Annotated in this window: 18 protein-coding genes; 8 read left to right on the top strand and 10 right to left on the bottom strand. The window is 41.4% G+C overall.

Annotated features, from left to right (window positions below):
• Positions 1–113: 113 nt before the first annotated feature.
• The 5 genes from BIW53_RS17420 to BIW53_RS17400 all read right to left on the bottom strand — a co-directional run bounded on the left by BIW53_RS17420 (position 114) and on the right by BIW53_RS17400 (position 5989).
• A complete protein-coding gene (locus BIW53_RS17420; protein ID WP_070993292.1) occupies positions 114–1301 on the bottom strand; it encodes an acetyltransferase domain-containing protein in 1188 nt (395 codons plus the stop codon).
• Positions 1302–1633: 332 nt separating this feature from the next.
• Positions 1634–3538, bottom strand: coding sequence for an acyltransferase family protein (locus BIW53_RS17415; protein ID WP_070993291.1), 1905 nt, complete (start codon positions 3536–3538; stop codon positions 1634–1636).
• Positions 3539–3724: 186 nt separating this feature from the next.
• Positions 3725–4993: a Xaa-Pro dipeptidase gene (locus tag BIW53_RS17410; RefSeq protein WP_070993290.1), complete on the bottom strand. Its 1269-nt coding sequence runs from the start codon at positions 4991–4993 to the stop codon at positions 3725–3727.
• Positions 4994–5089: 96 nt separating this feature from the next.
• Positions 5090–5704 carry a 1-acyl-sn-glycerol-3-phosphate acyltransferase gene (locus BIW53_RS17405; RefSeq protein ID WP_070993289.1) on the bottom strand — a complete coding sequence of 205 codons (615 nt, stop codon included), beginning with the start codon at positions 5702–5704 and terminating at the stop codon, positions 5090–5092.
• Positions 5705–5731: 27 nt separating this feature from the next.
• The gene (locus BIW53_RS17400; RefSeq protein WP_070993288.1) at positions 5732–5989 is read right to left on the bottom strand and encodes a helix-turn-helix domain-containing protein; all 258 of its coding nucleotides are present in this window, start codon (positions 5987–5989) and stop codon (positions 5732–5734) included.
• Between the two features lie 259 nt (positions 5990–6248).
• On the opposite strand from BIW53_RS17400, the gene BIW53_RS17395 reads away from it, so the two are divergent.
• Complete coding sequence (locus BIW53_RS17395; RefSeq protein ID WP_070993287.1) at positions 6249–6974, top strand: XRE family transcriptional regulator; 726 nt, start codon at positions 6249–6251, stop codon at positions 6972–6974.
• A gap of 44 nt (positions 6975–7018) precedes the next feature.
• Here BIW53_RS17395 and BIW53_RS17390 read toward each other — a convergent pair whose 3' ends face one another.
• Positions 7019–8164: a S8 family serine peptidase gene (locus BIW53_RS17390; protein WP_245699471.1), complete on the bottom strand. Its 1146-nt coding sequence runs from the start codon at positions 8162–8164 to the stop codon at positions 7019–7021.
• 479 nt (positions 8165–8643) lie between these two features.
• Between BIW53_RS17390 and BIW53_RS17385 the strand changes: the two genes are divergently transcribed.
• A complete protein-coding gene (locus BIW53_RS17385) occupies positions 8644–9957 on the top strand; it encodes an amidohydrolase (RefSeq protein ID WP_070993285.1) in 1314 nt (437 codons plus the stop codon).
• A gap of 86 nt (positions 9958–10043) precedes the next feature.
• Here the strand turns inward: BIW53_RS17385 and rluA are convergent, their stop codons facing one another.
• Both rluA and rapA read right to left on the bottom strand, forming a co-directional pair.
• The gene (gene rluA / locus BIW53_RS17380; protein WP_070993284.1) at positions 10044–10697 is read right to left on the bottom strand and encodes a bifunctional tRNA pseudouridine(32) synthase/23S rRNA pseudouridine(746) synthase RluA; all 654 of its coding nucleotides are present in this window, start codon (positions 10695–10697) and stop codon (positions 10044–10046) included.
• A gap of 132 nt (positions 10698–10829) precedes the next feature.
• A complete protein-coding gene (gene rapA, locus BIW53_RS17375; RefSeq protein WP_070993283.1) occupies positions 10830–13727 on the bottom strand; it encodes an RNA polymerase-associated protein RapA in 2898 nt (965 codons plus the stop codon).
• A gap of 277 nt (positions 13728–14004) precedes the next feature.
• On the opposite strand from rapA, the gene BIW53_RS17370 reads away from it, so the two are divergent.
• From BIW53_RS17370 to BIW53_RS17360, 3 genes are all read left to right on the top strand, one after another.
• Positions 14005–15411, top strand: coding sequence for a PhoH family protein (locus BIW53_RS17370; protein WP_070993510.1), 1407 nt, complete (start codon positions 14005–14007; stop codon positions 15409–15411).
• Positions 15412–15525: 114 nt separating this feature from the next.
• Positions 15526–19245, top strand: coding sequence for a hybrid sensor histidine kinase/response regulator (locus BIW53_RS17365; RefSeq protein ID WP_070993282.1), 3720 nt, complete (start codon positions 15526–15528; stop codon positions 19243–19245).
• Positions 19246–20148 (top strand): diguanylate cyclase domain-containing protein, encoded by a 903-nt coding sequence (locus BIW53_RS17360; protein ID WP_070993281.1) that lies wholly within the window; start codon positions 19246–19248, stop codon positions 20146–20148.
• A 24-nt stretch (positions 20149–20172) separates the two neighbouring features.
• Here the strand turns inward: BIW53_RS17360 and BIW53_RS17355 are convergent, their stop codons facing one another.
• Together BIW53_RS17355 and BIW53_RS17350 are read right to left on the bottom strand one after the other, a co-directional pair.
• The gene (locus BIW53_RS17355; protein WP_070993280.1) at positions 20173–20547 is read right to left on the bottom strand and encodes a DUF3192 domain-containing protein; all 375 of its coding nucleotides are present in this window, start codon (positions 20545–20547) and stop codon (positions 20173–20175) included.
• A 154-nt stretch (positions 20548–20701) separates the two neighbouring features.
• Positions 20702–21649: a D-2-hydroxyacid dehydrogenase gene (locus tag BIW53_RS17350; protein WP_070993279.1), complete on the bottom strand. Its 948-nt coding sequence runs from the start codon at positions 21647–21649 to the stop codon at positions 20702–20704.
• A gap of 74 nt (positions 21650–21723) precedes the next feature.
• Here BIW53_RS17350 and zntR point away from each other — a divergent pair, with 74 nt between their 5' ends.
• The 3 genes from zntR (at position 21724) to BIW53_RS17335 (ending at position 24532) form a co-directional block, all read left to right on the top strand.
• Positions 21724–22137 (top strand): Zn(2+)-responsive transcriptional regulator, encoded by a 414-nt coding sequence (gene zntR, locus BIW53_RS17345; RefSeq protein ID WP_070993278.1) that lies wholly within the window; start codon positions 21724–21726, stop codon positions 22135–22137.
• The gene (locus BIW53_RS17340) at positions 22121–23323 is read left to right on the top strand and encodes an SO_0444 family Cu/Zn efflux transporter (protein ID WP_070993277.1); all 1203 of its coding nucleotides are present in this window, start codon (positions 22121–22123) and stop codon (positions 23321–23323) included. The genes zntR and BIW53_RS17340 overlap by 17 nt, the downstream gene beginning before the upstream one ends.
• Before the next feature lie 99 nt (positions 23324–23422).
• Positions 23423–24532, top strand: coding sequence for a 1-acyl-sn-glycerol-3-phosphate acyltransferase (locus BIW53_RS17335; RefSeq protein ID WP_175442160.1), 1110 nt, complete (start codon positions 23423–23425; stop codon positions 24530–24532).
• Positions 24533–24594: the final 62 nt, after the last annotated feature.

The raw sequence follows: 24594 nt of genomic DNA, 5'->3' as shown, positions 1-24594 counted from the left end.
TAACCAAACATTACAAATTTTTTACTATAAAGGTTTAAAATTCACCTTTGTTCCTTTAAAGTGATTATTGTATTTTTAATGGGGGCAGAAAATGCCCCTTCATAAGGCTGGATTTACAAGTAACTCAAAATTGCACTGTTAGATTGCCGTTTTAGGCTGGCGTAGTACTTACAGGGGTAATACAAAGCGAGTAGTAGCAATAGCCAAACCGTATAAGTTAGCCATAAGCTAGGTTGGTAGCTGGCGGGCAAATCACCACCAGCAAAAAACATATTGATGGGTTTGCCAAATTTCTGCCAGGTATAAAGGTGGGCAAAACCATTAATAATGGGTACATGAATGACGTAAAAAAATAGCGGTACAGCGCCGAATACTTTTAGCCAACTTACATAACGATACAGCTTTTGTTTAGTGTTAAGTTTTTCTAGTTGCGCTAATAAGATGAGTCCTGGTCCAAGAGTCATCATGGCGTATTGCAAAGATGGCGGATATTTATGAGTATTTAGAAATGATAATACAGAGGTGATGGGATTGTACTGAGATGCAAAAGCACTAGGATCACCATAAACACCAGTAGCTCTGAGTATGATAAAACTAATGATCATTCCTAATCCCAAATTGGTTAGGTAAGTAATACGTTTATATGATTGCCATGTGTAAACATGTCCCACAACATAACCCAGTGCCATGATGCTAAACCAAGGTATCAACGGGTAAGCTACATAGGCATTAATGCCCATATCAGCAAAGGAAATACTGCCTTGCACATGAAGTATATGCCAAAGCCAACTGAGTGAGCCGAAACTCTCTAACATCGCGGTATCATTAAGTGCGTTGTGTAATATAAGAAAAGGTAGGGTCAGCATGAGGATCCATTTAGCACTCATATTGACTATTAGCGATAGCAATACCATTGAGCAACCAATGACCCAGATCACCTGAAGTACAATGCTGTTATAACTCACCTGCCAACTGGGTGTGATAAGGGCAATCTCTAAGATGATAAGCCAGACACCACGCGTAAATAGAAAATATCGCAATTGCTTTGGGTCTTGTACTTTTTGTGCATATAAAAAGGCGCTAAGGCCAGTTAAAAAGACAAATAGTGGTGCACAAAAATGAGTTATCCAGCGGGTAAAAAACCAAGCCCAATTGCTAAATTCCAGATCGGTAGGTGAGAAAGGCGTCACTCCCCAGTAGTTTCTGGTGTGATCTAATGCCATAAGAATAATAATTAATCCACGCAGTAAATCAATTGATAGTAATCTGGATGGTTGCGCTTTGTATGCCGTATGTTCCATGGTTGTTTACCCTTGTTTGCAGTCCTTTTTAGCTTTTATCAGCCAGTGCTTAAGCATGACTTAAGTATAAGCGTAGAGTAAATTTTATTTTTGTAAAATAAATGTAAAATGTGAGGTTTTTTTGTGGATTGAACTCAATGGCGTTCTGGCGTTTTTTTAATCAGTTACACCTAGGTTATTGCTGAGGTGGTTATTCAAACAACTCACACCATAATTCTGTAACGCTATAGTGAATCCACAAATATTACATTGAGATTTATTTAATGATGTTCTGGTATGTGGAATGAAAGATCTTAAATTAAAGCTATTAATTCAAGATCTTCCAATTGGTTTTACTTTTTATGCAAAAATGGGGTTAATTTACCTTTGATTATTTCACTAGCAATATATTTTGATCCCTCTAATGATAGGTGACCATAATCCCAAACTAGAGGTGTATTATTGTCATCAACTTTAGCTAAGCAATAATTGTTTTCACAAAGGTTATCAATTAAAGAAATGTACTCAATGTCTGAAGAGTCATACTTTTTATGTAGCTTTTCATTTATAACAAATAGCTCGTCTACGAAAGAGTGATCGTTAATTGACTTAAGGCTACTATCAAAATACCTTTTAGCGATAACCGCAGGTAAAGATGGTTGCCACTGAGGGACTGGGCCAACTAAAACTAGCTTTGTTTCGAGATTGTTAGATTTTATATAATCCAATATTTCTCGAAATTCATTTTCATTATGCTCAGCTCTCTGGACAAGCAAAATAACATCTGGCTTGATTTTAATGATAGCCTCTTTAGCTCGTTTATTTGATATATCACAAGATGCTTTTATATCACCTATGGTCTTTATATCTTCTTTTATCAGCGGTCTACAGCTAGCAGTTGTCACTTGGTTGATATTTACATCAGTAAATACCTCTCTTATACCATATGATAGCGCTTGCCCATGTGAGTCACCCCAAATGAATATACCACCATTACCGTTAGTTACACACTCATCAGCAATACCTTTATCCTTAACCTTGTGAGTCTTACTATCTAAAAAGTTACATTGTAGGCTATATGCTTCAGGTATATATTTGTAATAATTGTCGCGATGATAATAGGAAGTGTACTTTACTTCTTCTGATGTTGAAAAAGCTCTAATGGGGTGGTTAATACCATTAGAAATAAAGGTACAGCTACCTACTAGCCCGATTATAAGAACAAATATAAAAGGTTTACATTGGAGGTATTGTGAAGGTTTTATAAAGTCATTTTTAAACTTAATTTGTTCAATGTACTTGTGACTTAAAAAACCAAGAATAATTGAAAGTAAAATACCTAGGTATATGAAGTAATCACTTAGAGAGAAGTAGTAAATAGCCACTACTAGCGGCCAATGCCAAAGGTAAATAGAGTATGACCATTTTCCTACATATTGAAAAATAACATTTCCAGTTAATACACTGTTGTTTCTTTGTGCTTGGATTAGTAAATATGTTCCCATAACTGGCAGTAGAGCTAGATAACCTGGCCACAAATTTTCTTTTGAAACAAAGATATAAGAAATAAGGATCAACCCCAACCCAAACCACTCTACAAGCTTCTTTTTACTTTGTGTAAGGCTAAGTGGATATAGGTAAGCAACACCACCTATCATCATTTCCCAAGCTCTGGTAGGTAACAAGTAATATGCTGCGTTAGGCCATTGATAAGTGGTTATTACGCAGAAGATGAAGCCTAATATTGTTGCAACTAGAATAGTCGTCTTCATCGCGTTTAAAGACATCAGCTTTCTCATGGCCACCAGTATGATAGGGTAGATTATATAGAACTGCCATTCAGCCGATAAAGACCAAGTATGTAAGAGCCATTTTTCATGGGATGCGGCTTCAAAATAGCCCGACTCGGTCCAATAAATGATATTGGATATAAAGCCCATGCTACTGGCAATATGTTTTCCTAATACTCGGTAATCTAACGGAGTAAGATAAAACCAACCAAAAATAAACAAAACTAAACACAGAACCCCGAGCGCAGGTATGATCCTATTTGCCCGTGCAACATAGAACTTCAAAATGGAGAAGTTTTCGCGCTCTATCCCTTTAAAGATTATCCCAGTCATTAAAAAGCCAGATATGACAAAGAACACGTCTACCCCAGCAAAACCGCCGGGCATCCAGCTTGCATTAAAATGAAATAGCACCACAGCTATTACGGCAATGGCTCTTAAACCATTTATATCTTTTCTAAACTGCACATCAATACCAACTTAACTAAATGTCAGGCCGCATTTTATACTATTAGAAAGGCTAAGCAAGGCATGACTAAGTTTGGCCCAATGATTGGAATGGGATAGTATTTGTAGCTAGCGTTTTAAGGCGTTTCTTTCGTACCACTGAGATTGAATGTTTCAAGGCCTGCTATATTACAGGCCCGTTGGGATTTATTGTTTATAAACCTTACCATCTTTCATCACAAAGCTGACGTTTTCCAGCGTTGCAATATTGCTTAGAGGATTGTCATCAACGGCAATAATATCCGCAAGATAACCTTCAGAGATCTTTCCTAAATCTGCTTGTTTAAGCAATGCTGCGCTATTTATCGTAGCCGCCTGTATTGCTTGCAGTGGTGTCATGCCAAATTGCACCATGCGAGTGAACTGTTTGCCATTGTCTCCATGTGGGTAAATTGCGGCATCGGAGCCAAATACCATATTCAGTCCTGCTTTTACTGCACGACGAAAACTCTCGCGCTGAGCTTTGGACACTTGTTTCTCTTTATTGATATTCTCTTCGGGGACGCCATTAGCTTCTCCATGCGCCAAGGTGTACTCGGTGTTATAAATATCACAGGATAAATAAGTACCATGTTGTCTTGCCAATGAGATGGCCTCGTCATCCATGAAACTACAGTGTTCAATGCTATCTATTCCTGCACGAATAGCTGCTTTAATGCCATTGGTACCATGGGCGTGCGCCGCAATAATCAGACCTCGTAAATGTGCTTCTTCAGCTGCGGCTTGTAGCTCTTGTTCTGAAAATTGTTGAACACCAACCTTAGTGCCTTTAGAGAACACCCCACCAGTTGCACATATTTTTATGGTATTGGCACCATATTTGATGTTTTCTCTCACCTTAGCACGCACAGCCCAAGGCCCGTCAGCAACTCCCGCAGCGACTGATTTTCTCTCAGGAGCGCTAAAGTTATCGTCACAGTGTCCGCCTGTAATTGAAATCGCATTACCGGCACTATAAATTCTTGGGCCAATCACTTCTTGTGCATTGATAGCATCTCGCACCGCAATAACACTATAACCCGGTGAACCAAGGTTTCGTATTGTTGTAAAGCCTGCTAATAGTGTTGTTTGGGCATTTTTTACAGCTTTAACTGTTTTTCTTGGAATTGAATAGTTCTGTGCTGCGAGAAAGTTATCAGACGGATCACCCGTTAAATGTACGTGCATGTCCATTAATCCTGGTAGCAATGTTTTATTGTTAAGAGTGATGACCTGAGCATTATTTGGGACTTGTAATTGACCTTGTTTAGCAATTTTGATGATGCGATTGTTTTCGATTAATAAACTTGGGTTACTAATATGTTGGCCTGACTCCACATCGATATAGGCCTTTGCATTGAGTACAGTGATGTTTGCGGATGCTTGTCCACAAAGAAGGGCAAGTGTGTAAAGTGAATAAGAAAGAACTTTTTTCATGTCATTTTTATTATGTGTGATTGATTTGTCCAGTATAGGCAAGGCTAAGTTTGCTGCGAGTATATTGCGACAAAATCAAGAGATTGTGAGCTGGGTTTAATCTCCAGATACTTGCTGTGGGTATTTAGCCATTTCTTTATCAAATAGCTTACAGAACCGTTGTAATTCTTGTTCTATATCACCTTGAATGTACAGCGCTGGCATAATGACAAATTCCTTTTTGCGATAATCCAGAGCCATAGGCACAACGGGTACATTGGCCGATTTGGCAATATGTAAGAAGCCCGTTTTCCACTTTGGTGTTTTTTTTCGGGTTCCTTCAGGAGCAATACCTAAGATTAAGGCATCACAGTGGCTAAACACATCGCTAATTTGTGCAACCATACCGTGAGCATGATTTCGCTCTACCGGAATACCGCCCATTTTCTTTAAGAGCCAGCCGATAGGCCCAACAAAAATACTGTGCTTTCCCAAAAATTTAATTTCAATGCCTAGGCTCAGTTTTACAGAAATGGCCACAAAAAAATCCCAATTGGATGTGTGTGGGGCGACGGCGGCAACAAATTTACTGTAGTGTGGAAATTCACCGCTAATGCGCCAGCCCAGAATTCGTAACATGGCTGTACCAACTTTACGAGATAGTATTCCTGAAGTGCGGGGGATTTGTTTGGGAACCTTAATTAGGTCTTCGTTTATTTTTCTTTCTGTCATGTTGTTTCTTGTTTTATTCATTCGTTATTAGATTTGTTCGTTGGTGCGCATCATACCCAAAATTACATGTGCTACATCAAGAGAATAAACATCCTCTAGCAATCCTATCACGTCGTTCCAACGAGGGTTATATTCATTGTTTTCCCAGCGTCTAAGTGTTCGCTCTTCAATGCCATAGCTGGCGGCTGACTCAGCTTGAGTATAACCGCGACACTTGCGGGCAAACTTTAAAATATCAGCCCCTTTGGGCGTGCGATTGGCTTGAATGTTAATCTGTGTAAGCATAACTTATAAATTCCTTCATTTATTACGCAAAAATACTAATGTCCAGTGAAAAGCTTCATAAATTGATGTATAATGCAGCACTAAATACGCATAGATTGAAATTGGCAGGGAGTCCCCGTAAGTTGTTGTGCGTATTTTTTTGAATTTTAGATCTAAAAATTACGCATTTCAATAATTTTTTTAGCTTTAATGTCACTCTTGATTTGATCAGTGTCATGAAACGCGGGTTTTTACTCTTAATTAATAAGGGAAATCATATATGTATGAAAATTATAGCGACAGCGCGGCCAGTGAAGAGGGAGGTACTGCGTCATTCTCTGCGCGTGTAGAGCAAGCTATTAAACCAGATAGTATTCGTAATTTTGCGTCAAAAATTGGTGTCTCAGAAGGAACGTTGCGTAGAATTCTAAAAGGGGAGGATCCAAAACTGAGTGTTATTGAGCGAATAGCGAAGCAAGCAGGGGTGGATTTTATGTGGTTGGTTAAGGGAGTTGGCGAGGCTTCAAGCAAAAACGATATGTCCCCTTTACTAAGTCAACGTGTTGTGAGTGTGGATGAATTCGAAGAAGAGTTTATTCTGGTCCCGGGATACCATATTTCAGTGAGTACTGGTCATGGTGCTTTTAATGGTGCGGCACGAATTGAACGTCATTTAGCCTTCAGAAAAAAATGGGTTGATTATAAAGGGCTAGATAAAAGTCAGCTGGCGGTTGTGTTTGCCAAGGGCGATTCTATGGAGCCAACCATTCATAACAACAACACTATTTTAGTCGACTTATCAGATAAAAAGTTAAGTGAAGGGTTGATTTATGTTGTGCGGCTTGGAGAAGAACTTTACGCTAAACGATTACAGCAATATTTAGATGGTTCGGTTCGGCTTATCAGTGACAACAAAGAATATGTTGACCAACATGTTCAACCTCATGAGCTCGAGCAATTAGAGATCATTGGCAAAGTTGTTTGGATTGGAAAAGATTTAGCCTAAAAAACGGCGCGCTATGTTAAGCGCGCCGTTTTGCTACTGGGGATTTACAGATGAATGATACTGTCAGCGTTACCATCTGGATCGTTAGTCGCTTTACCATCAACGCTTGGGTTACCATTACTCATCATGATAACGGCACATGCAGCCGGTGATGCCATTGACGTACCAGACATAGTTGTTGTGCCACCACCTTTGCGAGTGGACAGGATACTAACACCTGGTGCAGCATAATCTACTGGTGGGTTGCCGTAGTTAGAGAAACTAGCAAAGCGGTCGTTTGAGTCAGTCGCTGAGATAGTATAAACGCGGTTGTGTGACGCACTAGCCGGCGAAACATTACCAGCGTGTTGACTTTCATTACCAGCTGCGACAACAAAGAATGCGCCTGATTGCTGTGCCGCATTTTCAACTGCATCATTTAACTCTTGGTTAAAACCGCCACCTAGACTCATGTTTGCGCAATCACCTGAACTTGCATTGGCTGCTACATGATCAATACCAGCTAGTACACCTGACCAGCTGCCAGAGCCTCGAGCATCTAGTACTTTAACTGGAACAACCGTCGCGCCAGCAGCAACACCTACCACATCAATACCGTTATCTAATGCTGCGATAGTACCCGCTACGTGAGTACCGTGGCCATTAGCATCATCAACGCCTGCATTTCTGCCTTTTGTGAATGCTGAGAAACCTTTACTAGCATTAACATTTAAATCAGCATGGTCAACGTCGATACCTGTATCGATAACCCAAGCTGTGTATTGGCTACCATCTACCGGACCACCTACACGAGATACGCTCCAAGGTGTTTGTTGCGCAGCACTGATGTTTACTTCAGGCTTACCTTGCACTTTTGCTGGGCTCGCGTGTACTACGCCATCAGGAGTGAAGCGCATAATGTCAGTGTTACCGGCAAAAGCAGCTTGGGCTTTTTCACAGCTCATGTTTACTGCCATACCTTTAATACTATTTTTATAGATATGCTTTGCTTGAGCGTTTGCTTTAGCAACCATGCCGCGAGCTTTACCTTCAACATCAAACTTTGATACGCCATCGTTAAATCGCACGATACAAGTGTTAGCAATTTCCATGTCAGCTGCTGCACCTTGGTAGCTAGGCTCTTGAGCCAATGTGCTGGTACTAGTAATAGCGACGGCGATAGACAAAGTAAGAAGAGATTTTTTCATCATGTTGTTCCTATTTATAATTATTAGATTGTTAACCTTTATTTAAAGGTTGTTACAAAGTTAGCCATTATTTAACAGTTGTCAAAGTTGAAATGGTAAAAATATTTATATTTCCTTTTGTGGGTGCATAAATGATTTTTCTTATCGTTAAATAGGCGCTTTTGTTCGTTTTTTGTTATCTAATGTGTATTTTTTATGCTTATTTATAATAATTGAGCGTCTGGAAGTTTGAATGTATAGCGGTGTGATCATTGGTTTTTTTAGTATATTTTGAGCTGATTTTAGCCGCTGATTAGTTTGAGAAAATTGTCTGATTGGCAATAGGCTTATGCAAAAGTATAGAGTGATAGAGCTTAAATTTTAATCATGCAATCAATTGATTGTTAGAAAAGTGAAGGTAGTACATCGCTGGCAGAATATTGTGTAACTACGTGTTAGTTGCTAATTTGAAGCCTGACTTGAGGAAGTGGGAATAATAATAAATGAAAAAGCTATTAATGTGTTTACCTTTGGTGCTTGCAAGTCAAGCATATGCCGTATCTTTAGCGCAAAACATTCAAAGCGATATGCCAAATTTGGAGTCGTTATATTTACATTTACATCAAAACCCTGAGTTGTCTTACCAAGAAAAAAATACAGCAGTGCGGTTGGCCTCAGAGCTTAAGGCACTTGGTTTTGATGTGACCCAAAGAGTTGGGGGGTTTGGTGTAGTTGGCTTGCTTAAAAATGGAGAAGGTCCAACTGTGATGATCCGAGCGGATACCGATGCGCTCCCCATAATTGAACAAACTGGCAAAAAATATGCGTCAAAAGTGAAAGTATTAGATAGTAATAATAATAAAGTTGGGGTTATGCATGGCTGTGGTCATGATATTCATATGACCAGTTTTGTTGGCGCGGCTAAGCAGCTCGTTGCGTTACGTTCCAAGTGGCAAGGTACTTTAATGATGGTGGCCCAGCCTGCAGAGGAAGTGGGGGCGGGTGCCAAAGCAATGCTCAAAGAGGGACTGTTTACTCAGTTCGCAAAGCCTGATCATGTGTTAGGTCTTCATGTAAGTGCATCAGTTCCTGCAGGTAAAGTCGCTATAGCGCCTGGTTATGCCTTAGCTAATGTGGATTCAGTCGATATTACGGTTAAGGGAAAGGGTGGTCATGGGGCATACCCACACACAACGGTTGACCCTGTGGTGTTAGCATCGCGTATTGTGCTAGCGTTACAAACTATCACCAGTCGTGAGATATCGCCGCTGCAACCTTCGGTGATAACGGTTGGGTCAATTCATGGTGGCTCAAAACACAATATTATCTCTAATGAAGTGAAGCTTCAGCTTACGCTGCGCTCCTATGACCCTAAAGTGAGAGAGCAGCAAATCGCGACAATAAAACGTATGACCAAAGGTATTGCTTTGAGTGCAGGCTTGCCCGAAGAAATGGCGCCTGTTGTGTACGTAAATACAGATGAAACGATTCCCTCTACCTACAATGACCCAGATTTAGCACTCAAGGTGACTAACGCAATCAGGCAAGAGCTTGGTTCAGAGAATGTACTGAAGTCGGAGCCAGTCATGGCAGGAGAAGACTTCGGTCTATATGGTTTAACAGATGAAGATATACCTATTACAATTTTTTGGTTAGGCGGTGTAGAACCCGCTTTATATGAAAAAGCGCAAACTTATGGCGAAACCTTACCTTCGTTACATTCAAGTGAGTTTGCCCCTGATTATCCATTGACCATAAAAACCGGGGTTAGAGCAATGACCGCAAGCGCCTTGGGTTTGTTCAATCAAAGCGAGTAGCAATAAAGCATATTTCATCACTTTGCTGGGTAGCATGTTTGGTGTAAGAGCGCTGACTTACGTTTTATGCTAAGCCTTATCGACCATTAAAATGGCGCTAGGGCTTCAAAGGTCATCATTTGACCCGTGTCAGGATGGCAAATTTGTAGCATCTGTGCATGTAACTGTAAACGAGGTGCAGCTGTCAACGCATCGTCTTTGGCATAGAGTCTATCGCCCAATATAACATGGCCAAGTGATAACATATGTACGCGCAACTGGTGTGAGCGACCCGTGATGGGCGTTAGTTTCACTCGGGTGGCGTTATCTTCATAGTTCAGCACTTCAAAGTGAGTCAATGATGGTTTTCCCGTGTCGTGACAGACCATCTGTTTAGGACGGTTCGGCCAGTCACAAATGAGAGGTAGGTCCACAGAGCCCATTTGTTGCTCTAATTTGCCATGAACGCGGGCAATATAGTACTTGTTCGTCAATCTATCTTGAAATTGAATACTTAAAAAGCGGTGTGCCTCTTTGCTCATTGCCAAACACAGCACGCCAGATGTTGCCATATCTAAGCGGTGTACAATACGTGCGTTTGGAAATACCGTGTTGACTCGACTGATAGCACTATCAGCATGTTTAGGGTCTTTACCTGGCACGGTCAACAAGCCACTGGGTTTGTTGATCACCAACATGTGAGAGTCTTGATATAAAATTTCTAAGTAAGGGTCGCGCGGAGGCGCATAATTCAGCAACACAAGTTTGGCCTTAAATGGAACGAGCGCGACATTTTAACGAGGTTTTTGATAATCGCAAAGTAAGGAATTAGGTTTAGCTATTAAGGGGCGCACTCAAGGCCGAGCACTACACTGGGCCTTGAGCCAACAATCTTATTCGTGAGTAACGACGATTAGACGAATAGCATCAAGCTTTAGTTGAGCTTTAGCGATGTGATTGGTCAAATCAGTACGTTGCAGGTCAAAGACTTTGATTTCCTCATCACGAATGTTCGGGTTAACGGCTTTGAGGGCGACCAAGCGGTCTTGTTCATCGGCCATCACTTCTAACATTTTTTGTTGGGCCTGACTTTGGATGACATCCAATTCCTGTGTCGCCAAGGTATTAGCTTTGGTGATCAGCGGATGAATAGCACTTTGAAGGGCGTTTGCCAATTTACTCGCAGTTTGACGACCAACAGCGGATAGCTGATTGTTAAATGCATCGAATGCAACATTCGCTGCCAAATTATTACCTGCTTTATCAAGTAGGATACGCACTGGTGTTGGTGGTAAGAAACGCCCTAGTTGTAAGGCTTTCGGTGCGGACGCTTCTGCAATAAAAATCAACTCCACGAAGAAGGTGCCAGCAGGGAGTTTTTTGTTCTTTAACAACGCAACAGATGCGCTGCCAAAATCATCATCACAGATCATATCCATGGTGCCCTGTACCATGGGATGGTCCCAGCTAATGAAATGAGCATCTTCTTGTGATAGAGCCGTTGCTCGGTCAAAGGTGACGGTGATCCCATCTTCTTTTAAGCAAGGGAAAGATGGGTTCAACATGTGTTCTGTTGGCTTGAGAATGATGGTGTTCTCGCCCTTGTCTTCTTGGCTTACACCAAAAATATCAAAAGCATTGATCATGTATGCGGGAAGCACAACGTCATCATCCAGCGTTTCAATTTCTTGCACCAAACGTTCAGCCTTACCTTGTCCACTTGAATGCAACTCTAATAATCGGTCTCGGCCTTGTTCCATTTGGCTGCGCAATACCGCATTTTTCTTTGCGGCTTGCTTAAGTAAAGGATCTAGCGCATCTTCATCGCAGTTGTGATCGCCAATTAACTCTAGAAGGTCCTCTGAAAACTCTTTATAAAGCATTTGCCCTGTGGTGCTGGTCGTTTCAAAAGCATCTAACCCTTCCTGATACCAACGTAACAGTACTTCTTGAGCTGTATTTTCAAAATATGGTACATGGATATTTACATCATATTTTTGACCGATTCGATCAAGACGACCAATACGCTGCTCAAGCAAATCAGGGTTTAACGGTAAATCGAATAACACTAAGTGATGCGAGAATTGGAAGTTACGCCCTTCAGAGCCGATTTCAGAACACAATAAAACTTGCGCGCTGTCGTATTCATCTGCAAAAAACGCAGCTGCGCGGTCGCGTTCAACAATTGACATGCCTTCATGGAATACAGCGGCTTTGATTGCCTCGCGTTCGCGCAATACTTGCTCAAGGCTGATGGCGGTTTGCGCTTCAGCACAGATCAACAGAACTTTTTCATGCTTCAGAGATTTTAGCGTATCAATGAGCCACTCTACACGAGGGTCAAATGCGGCCCAGCTACTGCCAGTCCCTTCAAATTCCTGAAAAATTTTCTCGGGAAATAATGCTCGCAAAGCTGATTTCTCGGCGCTTTGTACTCCCCCCATACTACCAAGTACAGACATAGCGGTTTTGTATTGCTTGGGCAGGGCAACAGGATAGCTGTGAAGTTTACGCCCAGGATAACCCTCAATACCGCTACGGCTGTTACGAAATAGAATGCGTCCCGTACCGTGACGGTCCAAAAGCATAGATAAAATTTCTTGCTTAGCGGCTTCATCGCCCGTTTGTGCGCTGTTAAGCAGGCCAGAAATGTCTGTATCTTTGAGTAACTCAATTAAAGTGGCTTTGCCCTTTTCATCGAGGGCATCGTCTTGCAATAGTTGGTTGGCGGCTTCAGCGACTTCTTTGTAGTGACTTTCTTCTTCTACGAAAACGTCGTAGTCATAGAATCTGTCAGGGTCGAGTAATTGCAGACGCGCAAAGTGGCTGTAGTGGCCTAGTTGGTCGGGGGTTGCAGTTAAAAGGATCAACCCTGGAATATCCTGACTTAACTCAGCGATGCGTAAATACTCTGTACTGGGTTTATCTTTCTCTACAGTCAGGTGATGGGCTTCATCAATGACTAACAAATCCCAATCGGCAAGTGTGGCTTGCTCAAACCAGCGGCGCTTTTTAGTAATAAATTCAAGGCTGACTAATACCAATTGTTCTGTTTCAAATACATTGGGTGAATCAGCGAATGCTTCGTCACAGCGTTCTTCATCAAAAATAGAAAAACGTAGATTGAAACGACGTAGCATTTCGACTAGCCATTGGTGTTGTAGATTTTCAGGTACGACGATAAGTACTCGGTTAGCGCGGCCGGTTAAAATTTGCTGATGCAGGATCATGCCAGCCTCAATGGTTTTACCCAAGCCAACTTCGTCAGAGAGCAATACGCGTGGAGCAAAGCGTTTGCCAACTTCATCGGCAATATAGAGCTGATGAGGAATGAGGCTAGCTCGTTGACCTACAACGCCCTTTAGATGAGATTGCTGGCGGTGAAACTGGTGCTGCCAAGTTTGGTAGCGCAACGTGTAACGGTCAAAGCGGTCAACTTGACCGGCAAACAACCTATCTTGTGGTTTGTTAAACTTGATAAAATGGTCAAGAAAGGTTTCTTTTAACGTTGTTTTTTCTTCTGTATCGAGACGGATACCGTGATAGCACAGCAGATCGCCCTCTAATTCAACTTTTTCTACCTGTAATTCCCACTCTTCAACATGACGAATAATATCTCCCGGATTAAAAACAACTCGGGTTACGGGTGCTTCTTGCATGGCATAAACGCGGTTTTCTCCACTGGCTGGGAACAATATCGTTACTTGGCGGCCTTCTAAAGCCACAATAGTGCCTAATCCTAAATCTGATTCAGTGTCACTGATCCAGCGCTGACCTAAGGAAAAATTCATGTTTGTCTCGTCTTAAGCAGAAAAAAGGCGGCTATGTTACCCGTTCGTTTGATGTTGTTCAATCTTGTTTATTGTTGCTGAATGTGCATATTCAGCAACGCAAAACGCGCAAAAGCAAAGTAACGGTGTTTGTCTAAAAAGTGAGCGCTTGATTGTCATGAAACGGACTTTTATGACAAATAGACTAAACTTGGTTTATAGCCTTATGTTTATTGGTGTTATTACCAACGAATGTAATGGGTATAGCATATATCACTGCAAACGACAGGAACGCGCTATGGGAAAAGATCAAGACCTCGACAGAAAAGTGTACGTGCTTGACACCAACGTACTGCTCCATGAACCCCTCGCTTATCTTTCCTTTCAAGAACATGATGTAGTCATCCCGATGACCGTACTTGAAGAGCTAGATCACATTAAAGATAGAAAGCGCGATGTAAGTCGTGACGCTAGAGTGGCTATTCGTAGCCTAGACGATGTACTAAAAGACGCTTCCCCTGAACAAATGCTAGAAGGAGTTCGTTTACCCGGTATTCAATCAGACAAAGAACATGGGCCACTTGCGCGCGGTAAGTTAATTATTGTGAATGATCATTTGTTTCCAGATAGCATTTCCGGCTTACCGGGTAATGAGAATGATCATCGCATTATTAATTGTGCCGTTCGCCTGCAAAAACAATACTGTGAAAAGAGAGTCGTGTTAGTGACTAAAGACATTAACATGCGTCTAAAAGCCAAAGGGGCGGGATTAAAGTTTGTTGAAGATTATCGTACCGATCAGTTAATCGACGACATCAAGTTACTCAGCACCGGTTTCAAAAAAATAACAGGAGATTTTTGGCAAAATGTAGGAGATTGCACTTCAGAGCAAAAGGGACGTTACACCTTACATCATGTACCAAAAAGCCTCTTACCCGATGTATTTTGTAACGAATATTTGATTGATGATGGAGAACACTTTGCCGCGCGAGTGGATAGTTTTGACGATGAACACATCACCTTAAAAGACTTGAGCCGCGAACGACTAATGCACCAAATGGCGTGGGGAGTAAAACCAAAAAATATCTATCAGGGGATGGCATTGGATGCATTGCTCGACCCTGATATTGAGCTTGTGATTTTAACGGGCCCAGCAGGGTGCGGTAAAACCCTGTTGGCATTGGCCAGTGCTTTGGAAATGATTATTGAAAAAGGCATATACGATAAAGTAATTGTTACTCGTAATACTCCGGAAATAGCTGAAAGCATAGGCTTTTTACCGGGAACCGAAGAGGAAAAAATGGCCCCTTGGTTAGCGGCGATTACCGATACATTAGAGGTACTACATAAAAATGATGAAAGCCCTATTTCGAGCAGAAATTACATTATGGAGAAAGCGAATATTCAATTTAAGTCCGTGAACTTCATGCGTGGCCGTAGTATTCAAAACGCAGTGGTTATTTTAGACGAGAGCCAAAATTTAACGGCCTCTCAGTTAAAAACCATCATCACCCGTTGCGGAGAGGGAACTAAGCTGATTTGTTCGGGTAATTTGGCACAAATCGACAGTAATTATCTTACACCGGTTACATCAGGTTTAACCTATCTTGTGGAGCGCTTTAAACATTTTGAAGGTAGTGCAACGATTAATTTAAACGGCGTTGTAAGGAGTCGCTTAGCTTCTTTTGCGGAAGAAAATTTATAAAATGGCACTCGGTGCCGGTGATAGGATTGTCACTTGCACCGACCTTATTTTTATAGACATACATCACATTACTGGTAATGTTCCTGCTTAATAACAATTAACTCAGTCGGCTCAATGGACGATAATCAAGAATTCATTCCCCTGAAAAAGTATCGAAGGGCAGCGCTCATTGGCCTGTTGATATCAATTATTGTGGCTGGGTTTTTATGTTTACATTTATACCAAGCTAAACTCAACCGTTCATTTAATGAGCATCGAGCTTACTTTGATGCCATAGATACGCAAGTTGTACAAAAAGTCGCTGAAGCAAGTAATGTAATAGACAATATTTTTATTAGCTTAGATCAGCCGTTAGCCTATGAATATGATCAGTCGATTTTGCGTGCCATCCAAAAAAGCGACAACTATTACCATAAATTAGACAACGATGCGGGCGAGATTGTTGCTCGCAAACGGGACCAGCAGCCGTTCAGTGTGCCTGAAAATTGGCAGCAAATTTTGGCTTTAGGGCCAGCGTTTAATACTGCATTGGCACTAGTACCACCACTTGATGCTATAGGCTATGTAAAAGAAGGGCAGTTTGCATTTGTCCGCAGAAAAGACACCAGCACCAGTCACCTGCTGAGCGCAATGCTGGATGGGGCACTAGCCCCTGACTTCTCTTTGTATAATTTTAGTACCAGTCAGCGTGTTACAATCAACGGTCAGCATTATTTCAGCATCGCCAAGCAAAGCGGCAGTGCTCGTGGGGAGTATGTGGTGCTTGTTTATGACAGTGAAGATGTCGCAATTTGGCTTAAAGATATTACCTCTGCCCACGTACAGATCAGTTTAATTAATAAAGACAAACGCAACTTGCTTAGTGATGAGCAGATACAGTTAAAGCCTAAGCATCAAATCAATCAATTTGAACCTTGGCAAGACGGTGTTCAGCTTTACAGTTTGCGTTCCCAATCGCCAATCGATTTAGTTTACGAGCAAGATGAAACGCAGTTTATTAAACCTTTACTATTTGAAACCTTACTTGAATTTAGTTTTTTATCACTGTTTGTCGTTGCCACCTATATATTACTCAGTTGGTTAAGTAACCGGATTTTTATTCGTCCAGTGAGCTATTTTGTAAGCTATTTGACCCACCAAGATAACGCACCTCAGAGCACTTTCGACTATGTGGTTCCTGTTGACTGGCAGCCTTGGTTTGCAAAGGTCAAACAGGTTGTCATGCAAAAGCAAAGCTTATTGGAGCAACTGCAAGAGCACAATGAAATGCTTGATGAGCAGGTGCAATTACAAAAGCGGGCCTTGTCACGTTCACTGGAAGCCAAAGAGCGACAAGCTGCGCTGCTCAATACAGTATTAGATAGCGTTCCAGACTTAATTTACTTCAAAAATATAGATGGCTCGTTTATTGGTTGCAATCGCGCTTTTGAGCAGTTTTTAGGAATAGACAAGTCACAATTGGTTGGACGTGAGCTCGCTGACGTGACGAACCTGTACCCAGAGCTATTGACACTCGAACAGCAAATGCGTGATGAACGGTGCTCCATTACACAAACAATAGTTCTAGATCATAAGAGTTATATGCTGACGGTGAGTCCATTGCTAGATGCACATCGAGGGTTACTAGGTAGTTTGGGAGTTGCCAGAGATATAACTGAGCAACAACAGGCTATGAAAGCACTGCAAACCTCGGAAGAAAACTTCAAATCTGCAATGGAATATGCGCCCAATGGTGTGATTTTAGTATCGTTGGATAAAAGTGTGTTAGTGATGAATAAAGCTGCGAAACGTTATCTTAGCTGTGAAGAACTGAAACCAAATGTTCATCTGTCGTCCCTTTTCAACTCTGATAGCTACCTTGCTATTTCTCATATTCTTAGCATGTTATTGAAAGACAATAAGAACGTTCTTGAATTAAGTCTATCTCAAGGAGAACCGCTTTACTGGTTGCAACTCAGTGTTTCTTTAGTTTGGGATAAAAACAAAGAACCAAAGTACTTTGTTTTACATTTGCAAGATATTACCAGTTTGACACAGGCACGATTAGACGCAGAACGTGCAACATTGGCCAAAAGTCGGTTTATTGCCAATATCAGTCATGAGATCAGAACACCTTTAAACGTGATTCAAGGCGTGATCGATATCGTCAAAAACCAAGGTGTCAGTGAACGACAGAGTAGTTTATTGGGCCAGGTTCAGCATGCCTCAGAACAACTACTGGGCATGCTTAATAGTATTTTATCTTTTGCGAAGGTAGAGGGACAACATCAGGAACTATCCTTTGCACCATTTTGTATTGCCACCTTGATTAAAGACTGCCAAGACTTAATTTTGCCACTGAGTGAACAAAAGCAGTTGCAGTTTGAGCTTATGGTTGATGAACGCGTATGGCCGATTCTGAAAAATGATGAAAACAAAATAAAACAAGTACTATTGAACCTGTTGAATAATGCAGTCAAATATACCCTTGAGGGAACGATTACATTGAGCTTAAAGGTTGTGGATGACACTAATACTCAACAAAGCATTCGTTTTAGTATTCAAGACACAGGTATAGGTATTAAGCAAGAAGATCAGCAGCGACTCTTCGATGCGTTTACACAAGGAGATGAGTCTCCAGCAAGGAGACATGAGGGAATAGGGCTGGGCTTAGCCATTGTAAAGCATGAGGTGGCGAAACTGGGAGGTGAAATAGCGTTAATTAGTGAGCCTGATCAGGGGAGTGAATTCTACTTTACGTTAACACTAGATAAAGTACGTAATGATGGGCCAAGGCGCGTGACTCATACCCTATGGCTGTGTAGTAACCATGGCGTCACTGAATACATGAATAAGCCTTATATCGATGTTATTCATGAGGCTAAAGAAGCGTATACCAAGTTGTCTGAGCAACATTACGATTGCCTTGTTGTCAGCAGTGCTAGTGATGCAAAAATTATTCTGCAATCCAACCATTGCACCTTGAAAACGTTAAAACATATTTTAGTCCCAGACACAGTGAGTGCTGCGCAGTTGACGGCCCTGACACAAGTAAAGCTGTTGAGCAAAGTCATGTTCTTACAAAGTGCGTGCTGCTTTTTAATCAAGGAGGATGAGCAGAGTAAGCAGCAACTATTATCCGACAAGCTGGTTTCAGGCAGTCTTTGTTTGGTGATTGATGACAATCAACTTAATTTGAGTATCACAGCAAACATGTTGCAAACGCTCAGTGTGAATGTAGCGGTACAAACTTCAGCCGAGAACCTAGTAGAAATCGTTACCAAGTTACAGCCAGATCTGATCTTAATGGATATTCATATGCCGGAAATTGACGGTTATCAAGCTACAGAAGAGTTGCGAACAAAGTTACGTGATTTTAGTAACCCAATCATCGCATTAACAGCAAATTCCTCGCAAGGAGAAAAAGAGCATGCTTTGTCGGTGGGTATGAATGACTACCTAACAAAGCCTTTATCTCAGACGAAATTACTTGAGACGTTGCAAATACACCTAGCGAGTGAAGGTACGTTCTTTGACCAACAGATGGGGTTGCGGCAGATGATGGGGAGTGATGATTTATTAGACAAAATGCTTGAAAAGTTTGCTACTATGTGTACAGAATATTTACAAAGAATTGATACACTCAATGATGATAAACAGCTTCAGATGTTGGCTCATAATATCAAAGGCGCTGCTGGTGGGATTGGCTTTAGCAATTTGTCTATGGCTGCAAAACATCTTGAGTTGCATATTAAAGAAGCCGGTACACTACAAAAACTTGATTTGAAAAAGGCCTTGAAAGTGCATTTACAGCAGGTACGGGAGTTTATATTAATGAGATATAAAGGGGAGTAAATGCACAGTAATGCGCAAGTCCTAATCGTTGACAGCGATCCTTTAAACCGAGTCGTACTGGAAAATACTCTCAGTGAAGATTGCCGAGTGGCTTTGCAGGATAATTGTGAGGACGCGATTGAGTTTATTGCTACCCATAAAGTAGACTTAATTATTACTGATATTTCCTTGGTTGACTCCCAAGGTGTGACGTTTATTCAAAGATTAAAAAACAACTCTGAGACTTATAAAATCCCCGTCATTATCGTCTCTTCCAGTAGTAGTTATAGTGATGAAGTCAAAGGGTTACAGATGGGCGCAGTGGATTATATCACCAAGCCTTTTAGCCCTTTAATCGTCAGGGCCAGAGTAAAAATACATTTAGTACTAAAACAAAAAAGCGATCTATTGGAAGAATTAGCTTCGATAGATGGGCTCACTGAACTACCTAATCGTCGTTTATTTGATAAGCACCTAGCGGATCAGTGGCAGTCTTGTCGTGCTGCTGGTAATACTTTGGGGGTTTTGCTCGTCGATATTGACTATTTTAAGGCCTACAACGATATGTATGGCTATGGTGCTGGAGATGAGTGTTTGATTAAAGTTGCGCGCTCCCTCAAAGAAACGGTTGATAGTCATCAAGGGTTTATTGCACGCTACGATGGAGTGCGTTTTGCTGTGATATTGCCTGGGCACACGATGGAACAAATCGAAGTTTTGTTATACATGATGCATGATGCAATAGACAAATTATTGCTTCCTCATAAGTCTTCTCCAATCTGTGCTCATGTGAGTATTAGTACAGGTATCGTGTTAATTGAGAAAGAGTTTTCTTTAGGGGTCGCGAAGTGCTTGCAATACGCTAACAGTGCTTTATCGCAAGCACATGTCAATCAAGAGCGTATGGTGTTGCTTATGAGGTGAGTAGCACTCACCTCATAACATGACTTACAGTATTTCTGACATTGCCGTTTCGCCAAAACCAATTAACTTGGCATCTTTGAACACCAGTGGAGTACATTCGTCTTTGGTTACCTTACCATCAGAGTGTTTGCTGTTAGTTGCGAAATACAGCACCTGATATACAGTATTACCTTTTTTGACCAATTCTGTGAAATCTGGGGTGTTGAAGGAGTTTAAAACACTTTGATAGTCGGTACCAATATTGAGCTGAGAGATCTTTTGACGGTTATTTCTCTGTGTTTTTTCCCAATTGTTATGCTCGCTTACCCAGCCATGTTCAACTTCACCATCAGATACGGCAACGATACAACCAGAAAGTAGAGGAGTGGCAAGTGCTGCGATTAAAAGTAATTTTTTCATTTTTTATTTGATCCTTAACAATATGTACTGACATCTAAGCAATTTAATTGCCAATATTAAAAATCTATACATATCAATTAATTGCGTTTCTTTCTTGCATGTAAAACGTCAATATCACTAATTAACATGGTTAAATCCCTTATAATTTGGTCAATTAGTTCACTCTATTTAGTTGTTCACCACGATTAAAACTCTGAATATTATCTGCAATACTTTGTACAAGACGTGCAATAGACTCTTTACTTGCCCAAGCAATGTGCGGAGTGATGATTAAGTTACTTGCACGATAACTGAGCAGTGGGTTGTCACTTTGCGCAGGCTCTTGAGAAAGTACATCAACTGCAGCACCAGCAAGCTGATGCTTTGTAAGCGCTTTGACCAGAGCAGCTTCGTTAACTATGCCACCTCGCGCGGTATTGAGCAGTACGCAGTTTGGCTTGAGCGTGGCAAATTCTTTTTCATCAAACAGGTTACGGGTTTGTTTTGTTAAGGGGCAGTGTATCGAAATGATATCGGCTTGTTTTATCGCTTGTTCAAAAGGAACGCGTCCGGCTCGAACTGTTTTACTGCCACGTTGTTCAGCAATGAGAATCTGTGCACCAAAAGCTTGAGCCACTTTTGCGACAGCTTGGCCTAAGGCACCATACCCAACAATTACAAATCGCTTACCTGCTATTTCATTAATTGGGTAGTCTAAACGGCAAAACATATCACTTTTTTGCCAAAGGCCTTGATGACAGTCTTGAACATATCTATGCACGTTCCCCAACAAATTGCCTAGCAGTGTAAATGTATGTTGAACTACAGAAGGCGTTGAATATCCAGCAACATTTGTCACTGCAATATTTAGCTCTTTGGCTGCGACAAGGTCGATATTGTTAGTGCCTGTGGCAGCAACACAAATAAGTTTTAGTTTTGGTAATTGAGATAAGGTATTGGCACTCAATACCACTTTATTACTAATGACAACGTCTGCGTCACGACAACGTGTAACCACATCTTGTTCTTGGGTATTGTTATAAGTTGTAAGATGACCGCAGCGCTCGAGTGGCTCTAAAGGTGTATTAGCAAGGGTTTGTGTATCAAGAATAACTATGTTCATTACTTTTCTCAAAAAGGCTTGACCTTGGTGTTAACTCTAAGGTTTATACTGTAACACGAAATATGGAGGCTCAAATGAAAATTGGTGAATTGGCAAAATTGCTGGGTGTGTCGACAGACACGCTACGTTATTATGAACAAAATAACTTACTGTCGCCAAGCGCTCGCAGTGATTCTGGTTATCGTCTTTACGATCAGACTCAGCTCAAGCAGATGCAATTTATTTTGCGCGCCAAAGAAGTGGGCTTTAGTTTAAAAGAGACTTCCGAGTTATTACAAATTAAAGTAGATAAGAATCAACATAGCTGTGAAGAAGTAAAGGGAATAACGTTACAAAAGCTAGAGCTGGTACGTTCACGTATCGCTGAGTTACAGTGTTTCGAGAAGTCATTGTCTAAGCTGGCACACAGATGTTGTGGTGGACAAGAGAGTGCAGATTTTTGCTCAATTTTAACCGCGTTGGAGGATGTCGATGGAACTCATAACTAATTTTTGGCAATTGTTTTTGCTATCTGCTCCGTGGTTGATGCTGGGCTTATTCTTGGCAGGCGTGCTCAATGTATTTATTGCCAAGGACTTTTTGCAAAAACATTTGGGCCAAGAAGGTGTTTGGACCACTATTAAGGCTGCTTTGATTGGTGCGCCTATGCCACTGTGTTCATGCGGTGTTATTCCCGCAGCGATAGGGCTGCGAAGAGCGGGTGGTTCAAAAAGTGCTACAACCGCATTTTTAGTATCAACTCCAGAAACAGGAGTGGATTCAATTTCTGTATCTTATGTATTGCTAGGGCCTTTTTTAGCGATTATCAGACCAATCGCTGCTGTGTGCAGTGCGATTGTAGCTGGCGTACTTGTTGGTAGAGATACGAAGGCGCAACCATCCTCACCGTTGGTAGTTACCTCTGTACATGAACATACAAAGCCAGACTGCTGTGATAGCAAACCAACTGTTGAGACATCAAGTTGCTGCGCTAGTGAAAAACCCCAGACTTTGACGCAGACTAGCTGTTGTGCAACAGAGCAAAAAAAGGCTCCTCAACAAATGGCGTGTTGTGATACCAAAGGTACAGTCGCACAGCAAAGCTGTTGTGATGCAGAAGTTACACCGCAAGAGTCATTCACAAGCAAAATGTGGCGAGCGACTAAGTTTAGTTGTAACAAACTACTATCAGACACTATGGTCTGGCTGATGGTCGGACTGTTTTTTGCCGCGGTGGTACAAACCTATGTACCAGACTCTTTTTTGAGTCAGTGGGGAAGCGGGATCATCGCCATGATGGTCGTGATCTTGATTAGTATTCCTATGTATATTTGTGCGACTGCATCTACACCTATTGCTGCTGGATTGTTAATGGCAGGAGTTTCTCCCGGTGCGGTCTTAGTCTTTATGCTCGCGGGACCTGCCACTAATATTGCAACTCTTGGGGTGGTAGGGAAAGAATTAGGCAAACGCGCTGTGATTGCTTATTTAGGTGGGGTCATTGGTGTCGCAATTATCTTCGGGTTTTTGACCGACTTTCTTGTAGAGAGTTATGGTTTTACCGTTGAGCCTATGATGCAAATACAACATGAAGTATTACCACAGTGGTTTACGTTATTGACTGGACTAGTTTTACTGGCATTGATGTTCAGGCTGATGCTTATAGATATACGAAAGAAAGTTGCAGAAAAATAACTATTTACAGACTTGCAAAGGTGGTCAGACTTGATAATCTTAGCTTCCTGCAGTGAAGCACGATAAAATACTGCGTTTTTCGGTTTAATCCTTGAATAAATGAGTAGTTTAGTGGATACGTACGCACAAATAAGACCTTATAACGATGATGAAGTACCAGCTGCATTAGCGCGTTTATTGGCAGATGACGACTTTATTGATGTCATTGCAAAGTACAATTTACCTCGCTGGTTAAGTCATTGGTCTACCTTGTCTCGTCCACTCGTTCGCGCGCGGTTACGTGGCAAGTGGGGGCGCTTTACCAGCGTTGAGCAAGTGCAACAGGAAGTGGCACACTACCTGGAGCTTTTAATAAAAAATACAACTTCTAAGGTAACTTACTCTGGTCTGGATAAGCTCGATAGAAACGCAGCCTACCTGTTTATATCTAATCACAGAGATATCGTACTAGACCCAGCATTAATGAACTGGGGATTACATCAACACAAAATGAATACGGTACGCATAGCTATTGGTGATAATCTGTTACAAGTGCCTTATATCACGGAGTTAATGCGATTAAATAAAAGCTTTATTGTAAAGCGCTCGGCTAAAGCACCAAAAGAAATGCTGAAGGCACTCAGTCAACTTTCCAATTATATTTATGATTCTTTGCAATCAGGGCATTCAATTTGGATTGCGCAAAAAGAAGGCCGAGCTAAAGATGGTATTGATCAGACCGATCCAGCCCTGCTTAAAATGCTGCAATTACAAGGGCGCAAGTTAAAGCTGCCGTTTGATGAGTACGTTCGTACATTAAAAATCGTGCCTGTGTCTATTTCCTACCAGTACGAGCCTTGCGCCATTGCCAAAGCCAAAGAGTTGGTTCATAAGCGCGAGTTTGGTGCTTACGTTAAGGCTCAAGGTGAGGATATCGAGAGTATTTTGGAAGGCATTCGCTCTGATAAGGGCCATGTTCATATTGCGTTTGGTGAACCTATTGTCACAGGGTGTGAAACGCCTGATGAGTTAGCCCACAGTATCGACCAGCAAATATTGGGTCACTATTATCTACATCCAAGCAACTATATCGCAGCGGGAGAAGATGAGAAAATAAGCTCAAAAGAGCAGCAGGATTTCTTGCAGCGTCTAGAGTTGGTACCCGAAGAGTTAAAAGCTCAAGTATTGGCTATGTATGCGGAGCCATTTAAGCGTAAGTTAGCCTCCTAACTAAATAGCCAAGCTCAGTTGTAAATAATAAAAACCACTCGCTTTTTTGTAGTGGTTTTTTT

This window comes from Pseudoalteromonas byunsanensis (assembly GCF_001854475.1).
Taxonomy (GTDB): domain Bacteria; phylum Pseudomonadota; class Gammaproteobacteria; order Enterobacterales; family Alteromonadaceae; genus Pseudoalteromonas; species Pseudoalteromonas byunsanensis.
This window is presented reverse-complemented; position numbering and strand designations above follow the sequence as displayed.